General features: G+C 31.8%; 13 protein-coding genes. 6 read left to right on the top strand and 7 right to left on the bottom strand.

Translation table 11 applies throughout. The features are described 5' to 3' along the window. Positions 1–197 precede the first annotated feature (197 nt). The 4 genes from AC15TD_RS06375 to dnaG all read left to right on the top strand — a co-directional run bounded on the left by AC15TD_RS06375 (position 198) and on the right by dnaG (position 4,806). Positions 198–773 (top strand): RNA polymerase sigma factor, encoded by a 576-nt coding sequence (locus tag AC15TD_RS06375; RefSeq protein WP_484451301.1) that lies wholly within the window; start codon positions 198–200, stop codon positions 771–773. Continuing rightward, a complete protein-coding gene (locus tag AC15TD_RS06370) occupies positions 760–1,515 on the top strand; it encodes a hypothetical protein (RefSeq protein ID WP_484451300.1) in 756 nt (251 codons plus the stop codon). Before AC15TD_RS06375 ends, AC15TD_RS06370 begins: the two co-directional genes overlap by 14 nt. Positions 1,516–1,564: 49 nt before the next feature. Further along, complete coding sequence (locus tag AC15TD_RS06365; protein ID WP_484451299.1) at positions 1,565–2,644, top strand: hypothetical protein; 1,080 nt, start codon at positions 1,565–1,567, stop codon at positions 2,642–2,644. Positions 2,645–2,847: 203 nt separating this feature from the next. Beyond that, on the top strand, positions 2,848–4,806 hold the full coding sequence (dnaG, locus tag AC15TD_RS06360) for a DNA primase (protein ID WP_484451298.1): 1,959 nt from the start codon (positions 2,848–2,850) through the stop codon (positions 4,804–4,806). Here dnaG and AC15TD_RS06355 read toward each other — a convergent pair. Together AC15TD_RS06355 and nadE are read right to left on the bottom strand one after the other, a co-directional pair. After that, on the bottom strand, positions 4,801–5,427 hold the full coding sequence (locus AC15TD_RS06355; RefSeq protein WP_484451297.1) for a response regulator: 627 nt from the start codon (positions 5,425–5,427) through the stop codon (positions 4,801–4,803). The two genes, dnaG and AC15TD_RS06355, sit on opposite strands and share 6 nt — an antisense overlap. 94 nt (positions 5,428–5,521) lie before the next feature. After that, positions 5,522–6,310, bottom strand: a complete 789-nt coding sequence (nadE, locus tag AC15TD_RS06350) for an NAD(+) synthase (protein WP_484451296.1) — start codon at positions 6,308–6,310, stop codon at positions 5,522–5,524. Between the two features lie 92 nt (positions 6,311–6,402). Here nadE and gldB point away from each other — a divergent pair, with 92 nt between their 5' ends. Together gldB and gldC are read left to right on the top strand one after the other, a co-directional pair. Continuing rightward, positions 6,403–7,365: a gliding motility lipoprotein GldB gene (gldB, locus tag AC15TD_RS06345; RefSeq protein ID WP_484451295.1), complete on the top strand. Its 963-nt coding sequence runs from the start codon at positions 6,403–6,405 to the stop codon at positions 7,363–7,365. Beyond that, complete coding sequence (gene gldC, locus AC15TD_RS06340; protein WP_484451294.1) at positions 7,365–7,700, top strand: gliding motility protein GldC; 336 nt, start codon at positions 7,365–7,367, stop codon at positions 7,698–7,700. The genes gldB and gldC overlap by 1 nt, the downstream gene beginning before the upstream one ends. A 156-nt stretch (positions 7,701–7,856) precedes the next feature. On the opposite strand, the gene AC15TD_RS06335 is transcribed toward gldC, so the two are convergent. The 5 genes from AC15TD_RS06335 to AC15TD_RS06315 all read right to left on the bottom strand — a co-directional run bounded on the left by AC15TD_RS06335 (position 7,857) and on the right by AC15TD_RS06315 (position 11,293). Continuing rightward, a complete protein-coding gene (locus AC15TD_RS06335) occupies positions 7,857–8,063 on the bottom strand; it encodes a hypothetical protein (RefSeq protein ID WP_484451293.1) in 207 nt (68 codons plus the stop codon). Between the two features lie 252 nt (positions 8,064–8,315). Further along, positions 8,316–9,515 carry a 6-phosphofructokinase gene (locus AC15TD_RS06330; RefSeq protein WP_484451292.1) on the bottom strand — a complete coding sequence of 400 codons (1,200 nt, stop codon included), beginning with the start codon at positions 9,513–9,515 and terminating at the stop codon, positions 8,316–8,318. Positions 9,516–10,020: 505 nt separating this feature from the next. Continuing rightward, positions 10,021–10,467: a DUF6090 family protein gene (locus tag AC15TD_RS06325; RefSeq protein WP_484451291.1), complete on the bottom strand. Its 447-nt coding sequence runs from the start codon at positions 10,465–10,467 to the stop codon at positions 10,021–10,023. Positions 10,468–10,629: 162 nt separating this feature from the next. Continuing rightward, the gene (locus tag AC15TD_RS06320; protein ID WP_484451290.1) at positions 10,630–11,067 is read right to left on the bottom strand and encodes a hypothetical protein; all 438 of its coding nucleotides are present in this window, start codon (positions 11,065–11,067) and stop codon (positions 10,630–10,632) included. Between the two features lie 43 nt (positions 11,068–11,110). Beyond that, positions 11,111–11,293: a hypothetical protein gene (locus tag AC15TD_RS06315; protein WP_484451289.1), complete on the bottom strand. Its 183-nt coding sequence runs from the start codon at positions 11,291–11,293 to the stop codon at positions 11,111–11,113. Positions 11,294–12,002: the final 709 nt, after the last annotated feature.

The following is a 12,002-nucleotide window of genomic DNA, read 5'->3' as shown; positions in this document are numbered from 1 at the left end:
ATTATTGACAATAATTCGTTGATTAAATAAAAAGTAGTGGTTAAATTCAAAAATTATCAAATAATAATATAATGATACTAGTTTTATTGAAGGTAATGTATCTTAGATTTAGAGTTTGTTTAAAATAATTTTAAACAAAAATGTATAACGAGGCAACCATATTAATAAAATTTGCGTCTATATAATTAGAAGACAAAATGAAGCCGCTTTTGAAAGTCATTCAACTATTTAAAAACGAAAAAACACTTATAGAGAAGGCCGTTAAGAACAATCGTGAAGCACAACACGTGTTGTTTGAATTGCATGCGCCAAAAATGTTAAGCGTTTGTAGATATTATATAAAGGACATGCAGCAGGCCGAGGAAGCTATGTTAAACGGATTTTATAAAGTATTTTCTAATTTAGAAACGTTTAAAGGCGAAGGAAGTTTTGAAGGTTGGATTAGACGTATTATGGTTAGAGAAAGTATTTCTTTTTTACGCCAGAAAAAACGGATTGAATTCATAATGGAAGCAGTTAAAATAGAAAATGATTATACCACTAATATTGAAACAGATATTGAAGTTGCCGAAATACAACAAATTATTGATGCGCTGCCTGAAGGATATAAAATGGTATTTGTGATGTATGCTATTGAAGGCTATAAACATCAGGAGATTGCACAAATGCTAAACATTACTGAAGGAACTTCAAAATCGCAATTATATAAAGCAAGAAAAATGTTGCAACAAAAAGTAAACGACTTAAATAAAACAAGCTATGGCACCCATTAAATTTGAAGAGCACCTAAAAGAAAAGCTTGAAGAGCGAAGCATTACGCCATCAGCCAGTGCTTGGTATAAATTAGAAATGCGTTTAGGTGAGACGGCTAAGTCATCTAAAAATAAGCCAATCATTTGGTTAGGTGTGGCGGCGAGTATCGTAGGCGTGTTATTGGTGGTTTCTCAATTTTTTAACCAAAATAAACACGAAACAATGTCGCCAACTATTGTTGTAACTCCCAAGGTTGTCAAGCAAGATGAATCAATTGTCGAAATTTTAGTAGAAACCGAACCTGAAAATAAAGAAGTTGAAAACGTTACTCAGCAAGATTCTAAAAAGCAACTAAAAAATATTATTGTAAAGCCAGATATAAATGAGGTAGCTTTCTCAAAGGAAGCCGTTGTAGATAATGGCAATCAATCTGCTGAAATCAAAAATAAATTGGTTGAACCAGCACAAACGGACTTAAGTTTTGAAGGCCAAAAAATTCAGGAGGTTGTAGCACAAGTTCAACATTTAAAAGATAAAAACAAATCAGTGACCGATTCAGAAATTGATGATTTATTGAAGCAAGCACAGAAAGAAATTCGTTTAAAACAAACTTATAATAGCAATACAGGAGTTGTTGACGCCAGAATGTTGCTTGAAGATGTTGAGCAGGAGTTAGATCAATCCTTTAGAGACAAAGCATTTAAAGCCTTAAAAGAAAATTTCAATTTTATAAAAACAGCCGTTGCCAGACGCAACGATTAACAATAATTAGCAATTCATCAATATTATTTAAATCAAAAAACGAACAGTTATGCAAACAATTACAAAATATTTAGCACTCGCAGTGCTTGTATTAAACGTCCACTTAATCAATGCGCAGGACACAATCCAAAACACTAAGAATCAAGCTAAAATAGAATCTTTAACAGCGCTTAAAGATAAGATTAAAACAGAAGAGCGTGATTTTTTGAAAGCCGAAGTTGAAGCCATTACGTTACGGTTAGAGAAAGGAGATATTTCGAGTTCTGAAGCTGAAACATTAAAAATGGAGGTGGCTAAAAAGCGCGCCAAGAATATAGAAAACCGATTGGCGATTATTGATAATAAAATAGCCCTGGTTGAAAGGAATGATGATGATTATACTCATAATGATAATCCCGATGATTCTAAAATAGGATTTAGCATTAGTTCTGAAGAAGGAAGTTTTGGTAGCTTTAAAATTAATGGTAAAAACAAACCCAGAAAGTATGATAGACATACATCAAGCGATTTGGTCTTAGCCTTTGGTTTTAATAACGCGATTATAGATGGTGAGAACTTAAATGATTCGCCTTATAAATTTGGTGGCTCTCGCTTTTTCGAAATAGGTTGGGCATGGAAAACACGTGTATTTGAAACCTCCAATTTTTTACGTTTGAAGTATGGCGTATCATTGCAGGTAAACGGCTTAAAGCCAACTGATAATCAGTATTTCGTTCAAAATAATAATGAAACTTATCTAGAAGAGTTTCCTGTTAACTTAAAAAAATCAAAGTTATCCATTTCAAATTTAGTGTTCCCTGTACATTTTGAGTTTGGGCCCTCTAAAAAAATTGATAGAGACACCTATTTTAGGTATTCTACAAACAATCAATTTAAAATTGGTCTTGGTGGTTATGCAGGTTTCAATATAGGTACGCGTCAAAAATTAAAGTATGAACTAGATGGAGAGCGCGTAAAAGACAAACAAAAAAGAGGATTTAACACCACTAATTTGGTTTATGGTTTAAGTGGTTATTTGGCTTTTGATGATACAGCGTTGTATGTAAAATATGATTTGTCCCCTATTTTTAATAATCAAGCAGTGGACCAACATAATATTTCTGTAGGTGTCAGGTTTGATGTGGACTAGATGTTAAAAGAAAGCCTCTTTTAAGAAGCTTTTTTATGTTTTCTACCAATTCGAAAATGTTTTACTGCTTATAAGCCAAACGTTAAATGAGGTTTGTTTTTTTCTAATAAACTCAAATTCATAATGCTCTATTTACTTTCAATAGATTATATTACATTTACATTTTAAATGAATATTCATATTATTTCGCATAACTTTTAATAATGATTTCACCATCATCCATAGACCAAGTATTTGAAACCGCTCGTGTTGAAGAGGTTATTGGTGATTTTGTACAGTTAAAAAAGGCGGGAAGTAATTTTAAAGGCTTGAGTCCCTTTAGCGATGAGCGTTCACCAAGTTTTATGGTCTCTCCCGTTAAACAAATATGGAAAGATTTTAGTAGCGGAAAAGGTGGTAATGTGGTAGCCTTTTTAATGGAGCATGAACATTTCACATATCCCGAAGCCATTAAATATCTCGCTAAAAAATACAATATAGAGATTGAGGAAACGGAGCAAACCGATGAGCAAAAGGAAAAGCAAGATGAGCGAGAGAGTTTATATTTAGTGAGTGAATTTGCAAATTCGTATTTTAAAAAAATACTACATAAAACAGACCAAGGAAAATCAATTGGTCTTAGTTATTTTAAAGAACGCGGTTTTACAGAAGACACCATTAAAAAGTTTGATTTGGGTTATTCGTTAAACGAATGGCAAGCCTTTACAGATGAGGCTTTAAAACAAGGCTATAAGTTAGAATTTTTAGAGAAAACCGGACTAACTATAGTCAAGGAGGATAAACGCTTTGATAGGTTTAAAGGACGGGTTATGTTTCCAATAAAAAGCATGAGCGGTCGTGTGTTAGGCTTTGGTGGTCGTATCTTAATTACCGATAAAAAAGCCGCCAAATATGTAAATTCCCCAGAGAGTATCATTTATCATAAAAGTAATGTACTTTACGGAATTTATCACGCCAAACAAAGTATCGCTAAAGAAGATAATTGCTTTTTGGTTGAAGGGTATACCGATGTCATTCAATTTCATCAAACTGGAATTCAAAATGTAGTATCCTCATCAGGAACGGCCTTAACATCTGAGCAAATCCGATTAATCAATAGACTAACAAAAAATATTACGGTTTTGTTTGATGGTGATGCTGCTGGATTGCGAGCGTCACTTAGAGGCATTGATTTAATTCTGGAGCAGGGCATGAATGTCAAGGTTTGTTCATTTCCAGAAGGAGAAGATCCTGACAGCTTTGCAAAGCAAAATACGCTTGAAGAACTGGCATTATATTTAGAAGAAAACGCGAAAGATTTTATTCAGTTTAAAGCATCTGTGTTGTTCGAAGAATCGAAAAATGATCCTATTAAAAAGGCTGAAACCGTTAGAGATATTGTGAATAGTATTTCTAAAATTCCAGATAGAATTAAAAAGGAAATCTACATTCAAGAGTGCGCTAGAATCATGGATATTAGTGAAGATGTTTTGTTTAGCACTTTAGCACAAATTAATAAAAAAGAGTTTCAAGAGGCCAATAAAGAATATAAAACTCAACGAAAGGCTTTTGATGTTATAAAACATAATCAACCCATCGAAAAGGTAAATGTTCAATATGTTTTAGAACGAAAAATTATTGAAGTATTATTGCTCTACGGAAATAAAACTGAAGATTTTGAAGATTTAATTTTGAAGGAAAATAAAGAAGGTCAATTGATTTTAGAACCTGAAATAAATACGTCAAAAGTTTTTGAAAAAGTGTTTTTAGATTTACAGGAAGATGAAATGGAGTTTTCAAACCCTCAATTTAAAACATTGTACTATAATATTATTGATACACTTAACCAAAATCCTGACTTTCAGCTTAAAAATTTCATCAATACAGTTGATGCTACAATAGCCAATGAAATAACTACGATTTTAATGGAGGATGAACGTTACACCTTAGACGATTGGGAGCGAATGCAAATTTTTCCTAAGGGGAAATCACATAGTATAGCGCAATTAGTAAGTGAAACCATACTGAATCTAAGATGCTATTTAATTGATCAAAAAGTTAGAGAATATCAAGAAAAAACGGCACAAAACAAAACCAATGTAAATAAAGACATTCTTGAAGAGGTCAAAGATTACTCGGGCTTAAAGATGCTGTTATCAAGAAAGTTAAACAGAGCTTTATAAACCAGCTATCTTAGCTTGGTTAACTAAATCAACTAAGTTTGTTACTTTAAGTTTTCGCATTAATCTCGCTTTGTAAGTACTAATAGTCTTTTCGTTAACATTTAGTTCTTTGGCAACTTCTTTGTTTTTCTTTCCAATACACAATAGTTTTAAAACTTCTGCTTCTCTGGTAGAAAGCTTTTTGTAATAAGAGCCATTTTTATTAACGCGTCTGCCTAGTTTTAACTGCTCGTTAATATTGTCGCTAACAAAAATACCACCTTCATGTACTTTTAAAATAGCTTCATTTATGTTGATAATATTTTCCGATTTGGATACATAACCAGAGGCACCTGCTTTTATTGAATTGATGGCGTAAACCTCTTCAGGTTGCGCACTAAAAATAATCGTTTTAATATCGGGAAATTCGTTTTTTAAGATTCTTAAAACTGTTAAACCATTAAGTTTTGGTAAATCAATTTCTGTTAATATAATATCTACAGGATTTTTTTTTATAAAGTCAATAATGTCTTCACCATTATCAACGCTTCCCATAATTTGGATGTTTGATGACGCTGAAAAAAGAATCTCTAATCCCTTTCGGATTATTGGATGGTTGTCTGCTATTAATAATTTAATCATAATGGATGATTTTTAAGTTGAGAGTGCTTAGGGAATTGGCATTTTAACAATGCCGAAGGATAAATATAGTAATAATTTAAAAGTTTAGCAATATTTACATTAAATTAATAGGTATTTCGCAAATTGGTATTGGGTTCATTTTATGTTTATTAGCGGTGTTATATTGTTTATAGATTTTAAAAACTTCTTGTTCTCTGCCTGAGAAATCATTGGCTTTTTTACCTTCGTCATCCATTTTCATAGCCCATTCTAGTTCGGGGTAAGATGCACCAATTTGATCTTCATCAGTTCTATCATCCCCCCAAAGACCATCCGTAGGAGCTGCTTCTATAATCTCAGTATTAATGCATAAATACTTGGCAATGGTATAGACTTCGGTCTTCAACAAATCTGCAATAGGACTTAAGTCAACGCCACCATCTCCATATTTTGTATAAAAACCAACTCCGAAATCCTCTACCTTATTTCCTGTTCCCGCGACTAAATATTTTTCTAAAGCGGCGAAATAGTACAAGGTCGTCATACGTAATCTTGCTCTAGTATTGGCTAACGACATAAAACGATGCTCTTCATTTTCTACAGGAGGTAAGGACCCAATTAAACTATCAAAAACAGGTGTTAAATTAATCTGTGTCATCCTTACTTTATTAAAATTAGATTGCAACCAGTTAATATGATTAAGAGCTCTGCTAACCTGAGATTCTGCCTGATGTATAGGCATTTCTAAACAAAGAAGAGGTAAACCTGTTTTAGCACAAAGCGTTGAAGTTACAGCAGAGTCAATGCCACCCGAAACACCTATAACAAAACCGTGCATACCAGCTTTTGTGGCGTAGTCTTTTAACCAATTTACTATATAATCAACAACTTTTTCTGTTTGCATTTTAAATGATTTTAATTCAAAGATTGGTACATTTGCAAACAAAAATAAGGCAATCACTTAATTAATAAAAATTTAGAACGTTTAAGTTTTATATGAAAAAAGCATTTATACTTTTATTTTTTTTACTTGTTATACTTTCTTGTAAACATGAGAATAAAATGGAACAAGAGATAAGGAATATGTCTATGGACATTAAAATAGAACGATTTGATGAATTGTTTCGTGAAACCAGTGCCCATAATTTACCAAAGTTAAAGAAAGATTACCCGTTTATGTTCTCTGAAAAATATCCCGATTCTTTTTGGATTGCAAAAACTAAGGATACACTTCAAATTAAATTGCTTGATGAAGTCTCAAAAGTGTTTCCAGATGTTCGTAAACAAGAAAAAGAGATAAGGTCCTTATTTCAGCATATAAAATTCTATTTTCCTGAATTTAATCCCCCCAGAATTATTACTACAACATCTTTTGTAGATTATAGAAATCGAATTATTGTGACAGATACCATCAACTTAATTTCTTTGGACTGTTATTTAGGAAGTGAGCACGAGTTCTATCAGGGTATTCAAAAATATATTAGAGACGACTTTAATAAAGACCATATAGTTATTGATTTAGCTACAGAATATTCTAAAAAGTTTATTTATCAGCATACGAACAAAACCTTATTAGACGAAATGATTTATTTCGGGAAACAACTATACTTTAAAGATGTGGTTCTACCTTTTAAAACGGAGGCAGAGCGAATAAGTTATACACAAAAACAATTAGATTGGGCACATGCTAATGAAAGTTATATTTGGAGATATTTTGTTGAACGAGAATTACTGTTTAGTACAGATTCAAAATTACCAGGTAGGTTTATAAATCCTGCGCCATTTACTAAATTTTATTTAGAAGAAATTGATAATCAGTCACCAGGAAAATTAGGAAGATATATAGGCTGGCAAATAGTAAGGGCTTACATTGAAAATAATGAGGTGTCATTAAAAGAAATGCTGATTACATCGCCTGAAGATATTTTTAATAACTCTAAGTTTAAACCAAGAAAATAATGTCAAAAAAAATATCCTCTAAAATTGAGCTTAATATTGAATTAGATGAAAATAGAGTTCCTGAAAAATTATATTGGACAGCACAAGATGGTGGTGTAAGTCAGGAAGAAGCCAAAGCGATGATGTTATCTGTTTGGGATTCAAAGACTCAAGAAACGCTAAGAATTGATTTATGGACCAAGGATATGCCTGTAGATGAGATGAAAGTATTTTTTCATCAAACCTTAGTGGCGATGAGCAATACTTTTAATAAAGCGACTCAAGATGAAAAGATGACAGCGACCATGAAAGATTTTTGTGATTATTTTGCTGAAAAATTAGAGTTGAAAAAGTAATCAAAAACTTTTTTCAAAACCGGATTGTCTTTAAATATCTAATTTTAAGATTATTTGATAGCCTCTCTCATTTTTGTCAATTTAATTAGCTATTTGGCTAAATAATTCTTTCGATATTTTTGCAGGATAATCTATGAGCCAATAATTTTTACTTTTCTATTTGTTTTCTAAAATTGTTTCCCAAGAATCGTAGATTCCTTCAGTCCTTGAGCCATTTTTGTAATATTTAATATGCTTCCCTGTTAAGAAGGAAAGTTCTTTGTCCTGACACTTATAATACGTCGTTGTTCCAACATATTTAGGTTTCTCATTTCTAAACGTTGTTTCTATACTAATTGAATTTGTTGGAATCAGATAATTCATAACTTCCAAGTAGTTTTTACTATACTAAGCAAATGAAAATAAAGGAACAATAATCAGAATATTTTTTATAATTGATAGTTATATTCAAATAGATTACAAAGTGTTTATGTATGGTTAGTTGCGTAATTTAAGCACTTAATTTAGCAAATACAAACCAAATCCTGTCAGGCAAGCAGCTAATCCGCGAGGGAAGCGAACTGCTACAGCAATTTTAGTAAGTTGGATAGAACTAGCAAGGGCTTAAATCCATTTTTAGCCTTCACTGGTCATGATAAACAGTGGATTCATTTCAAAACTATTATAGAAAGGACGTAAACGATCTGTATTATAGAATTTATCAATGTTAACTAGTTTAGATTTACCTACAACCACATCAATAGGTACATTGTCATAACGTCCGTTTTTAAGCACCACAAGACGTCCATGAATACCTTTTAAGATCAAATCCAGAGCAAGGTTTCCGTAAGCCATTGGGACGATAGAATCAACAGCATCTGGATCACCACCTCGTACTAAATAACCTAATTTTTGGTTAATTACATTTACTTGTTTTCCTTTATTATATTTAGGGGATAACATTTTTAAACGGTCTGAAACTAAATCGCCAATACCTCCTAATTTTGCATGACCAAACTGATCTTTTACGCCATCCTTAAAAACCATTTCACCACCTTTGAACGTAGCGCCTTCCGATACTAAAACTACAGAATAGTTACTTGGATTTTCATTTCTGTCTTGAACCATTTGCTCGGTTAGTACATCTATATCAAATTGATACTCGGGAATAACACAACGATTTGCAGCGCCGGCCATAGTTGGTAACATAGCCGTAAATCCTGCATACCTCCCGAACACTTCAAGAACAAGGAATCGTTCATGAGATCCTGCAGAAGTACGAAGCGTGTTGGTCATATTAATAGTTCGTGTAATACACGTACTGAAACCAATACAATAATCAGTTCCAGGCACATCGTTATCCATAGTTTTAGGAATGGCAACTACTTTAAAACCTTCCTGATATAATCTAACACCATAACTTAAGGTGTCATCACCTCCTATTGGGATTAAATAATCTACGCCTAAATAGGCTAAATTATCCAATACAACTTTGGTCATGTCATTATATTCCTCTTGATATGAGTCCTTATGATGCTCAGGAACACTTGTCTTAGGTAAATGACTTGGTCTGGTTCTGGAACTATGTAAAAATGTACCACCGGTTCTACCAGCTCTATTTACTAAGGTTTGTGTTAATTCAATATAATTATTGCTATTATCATCTTTTGGGTTTTGAGTCATTTCAACAATTCCTGCCCAACCGCGCCTTAATCCAATTACTTTGTATCCTTCACGACTTGCGCGTATAGTAATTGCTCGAATTGCAGGGTTTAACCCTGGAACATCACCGCCACCCGTAAGTATAGCTATGGTTCCTTTGATTTTGCTTGCCATATTATTTAAGTTAATTTAATTAAAATAGAGAATTTTTATTGATTATGATTAGTTTTATTGTAAGATAACGAAGTTAATTATTTTTGACTAAAAAAAGTTAAAATTATTAAACTTAGAAGCCTATCCAAGGACTACAACTACCAATTAGTCCCTTTTTGATAGGCCGGTTTTATGCGGTGTTGGGCTTTCGTTATTTATTTTAATGTCGTTCAATTTCTTTGGTTAAAGCCTTCGACAACTTTAATACTTATATTTTAGTGGTTTCCATCGGGTTTTTAAGGAGCCAACCAATGCGGTATTTTTGGGTTCTAAGAAAATATAAATATTCTTGATCACTTTTAAGTTTTTCGAAATTTAAGGGAACCATTTCTCTTATTACCGTTTTATTTTTATAATCGCCATGTCAAAAATCATTAAATCGGGTATTAAATAAGTTTCCCCTTGCGTTATATAAAAATTGTAAATAAACAGCTTCAGAATCTTCTATCCACTCATTTTTGTCTTCTTATATTAGTATAATGCTATTTCTAATATCTTCATTCGAAATTAAATCTACACCAATAGATTTTAATGTTTCAAATTCATGATTGTCCAAAACTGAACCCATCCAATATCTGGTAGTTATGAAGAAATGGAGTTTTAGAGAATCGTTATAGGATAGATTATTTTCTAAATGATTAAGAATAATACCAATTGAATTCGTTGCGCCTTTATAAAACGTTAAACTGCTATCAATTTCAATCAAATCACTCTTAAATTGATTTTGGAATCCTTTTAGCATTTCTATTTCTTTAACGACTTTAACTTTAGCTTGATTCCAATGGTTGATTTGTAACGCAATCAAAATCCCAATCACCACAAGAATTATTTCGTCAATGGCATAAATAAAATACTTGCTTAATTTATTTTCGGTCAGCAATTGTTGTCTAATTTTTCTAAAGAATTTCATCATTTGATTATTGGTTGGTTATAATGAAGTACGGCTTTGTTAATAGGGTGTGTTTTGCATTTCAACGGGCCAATATTTCAATTTATTACTATGATTATTTGTTTTTAATACACTCAAATTGAATACTATATGCCAAATACGTTATATTATTTTGTTGTATTTGTCTTATTTAAAGGCATAAACAACTTTATTTTTAACAAATTTTTTTATAAAAAATAAAATAAATAAAGATATTATTCCACCGATTAAAGTCCCATAAATATCTTTCCAATCAAATACGCCACGAGGCAAATAGGGTTGCAATATTTCATAAAGAATATATCCAATCACAATAAATCCAATTACCCGAAACACTTTCTTTCTTGGGGAGTTCAATATTGCCAATGTGAAAAATATTTGAACGATTATGCCTAACGAATTTCCAATACTATCAGCAATTCCATAATCATCAATGTTGTTTGAATAAATATATGGTCTATAAATGTTTCGACCAATTTCTGTCAAAAAGAAAAATAAAACTGCAATCACGAAATAAACAATTCTTTTGCTATCAATCGTTTTTATTGATGCTTTATCTGTGAAAAAGTTATTATTCTTTTCCATTTCTTAACTTCTTATAAACTCTTTTGGAATCATTATGAATCTCTTATTTTTGCATTTCAACAATAAGGATGTAATCAATTTTCGCTGTTGCCCCCATGAGTTGAAAAGTTGGACGAACATTTGGGATTATTGAAACAACTTCTCCATCAAGTTTATTTAAATATTGCTCTAATTTTTCTTGCATGTTTTCACTCTTGACTTCAATTCTATGTACTCTATATTTCATAATTATATGTTTTATGGTTAAAGTTCTTTTCTATGCTCATTAACTTCCAATTGCTTCAAGGTATATTCATATCCACTAAATCCGGTTTTTTCTGAATTTCTGCCCAATCTTGAGTTTGTCTTCCCCAAAGCTTATTTTGAATTTCTTGAGATCTCATCTATTTATGTATTAATAAGTTTATTCATTTGCTGCCAATGTGTCCGTTCATGGTTAGTTCTGTATAAGTACACGATTCATTTTCCGCAATACAATATAGTGAATTGTAAGAAAAAACCCTTTACTTAGCCAGCAGAAGCAATTTATTATACCCGTGGTTGGCTACAGTACTTTCCTAAAAAGACCCTATTGTTATAGGAACCCGTTGTTTCATTCTTCCTTAATACCTTTTCGGTGGTTTTTTTAATGTATTTAGACGAATTCATGTCACTCGGGATTTAAATTTAGTTCGTTATCAATCATATTAATAATCGTATCTATTTCCCGAATTGCCTTGGTATAAACCGAGTCTTTCCTTATTGTTAAATAAATATTCTCGATAAAATAATTTTGCATTTCTACCTCGTATAATTTTTGGTTCTGTCACATCTATTAAAATTAAAAAATATAATCTTTTAAATTAGGTGATTAAGCAGCCAATGATAAGAATGACTTAAACACTGATTTTCTATTTGAAATCAACTGTTCTTTCTTAATCATATGTACTATTTCT

Source organism: Yeosuana sp., from assembly GCF_057126245.1.
The sequence above is the reverse complement of the archived record's forward strand: the minus strand, read 5'-3'. Positions and strand labels throughout refer to the sequence as shown.

Coding starts and splice junctions, on each gene's coding strand:
- AC15TD_RS06375 (WP_484451301.1), top strand. CDS start 198: ATGAAGCCGCTTTTGAAAGTCATTCAACTATTTAAAAACGAAAAAACA.
- AC15TD_RS06325 (WP_484451291.1), bottom strand. CDS start 10,467: ATGATGAAATTCTTTAGAAAAATTAGACAACAATTGCTGACCGAAAAT.
- nadE (WP_484451296.1), bottom strand. CDS start 6,310: ATGCAAACAGAAAAAGTTGTTGATTATATAGTAAATTGGTTAAAAGAC.
- AC15TD_RS06315 (WP_484451289.1), bottom strand. CDS start 11,293: ATGAAATATAGAGTACATAGAATTGAAGTCAAGAGTGAAAACATGCAA.
- AC15TD_RS06335 (WP_484451293.1), bottom strand. CDS start 8,063: ATGAATTATCTGATTCCAACAAATTCAATTAGTATAGAAACAACGTTT.
- gldC (WP_484451294.1), top strand. CDS start 7,365: ATGTCAAAAAAAATATCCTCTAAAATTGAGCTTAATATTGAATTAGAT.
- AC15TD_RS06365 (WP_484451299.1), top strand. CDS start 1,565: ATGCAAACAATTACAAAATATTTAGCACTCGCAGTGCTTGTATTAAAC.
- AC15TD_RS06320 (WP_484451290.1), bottom strand. CDS start 11,067: ATGGAAAAGAATAATAACTTTTTCACAGATAAAGCATCAATAAAAACG.
- AC15TD_RS06370 (WP_484451300.1), top strand. CDS start 760: ATGGCACCCATTAAATTTGAAGAGCACCTAAAAGAAAAGCTTGAAGAG.
- gldB (WP_484451295.1), top strand. CDS start 6,403: ATGAAAAAAGCATTTATACTTTTATTTTTTTTACTTGTTATACTTTCT.
- AC15TD_RS06330 (WP_484451292.1), bottom strand. CDS start 9,515: ATGGCAAGCAAAATCAAAGGAACCATAGCTATACTTACGGGTGGCGGT.
- AC15TD_RS06355 (WP_484451297.1), bottom strand. CDS start 5,427: ATGATTAAATTATTAATAGCAGACAACCATCCAATAATCCGAAAGGGA.
- dnaG (WP_484451298.1), top strand. CDS start 2,848: ATGATTTCACCATCATCCATAGACCAAGTATTTGAAACCGCTCGTGTT.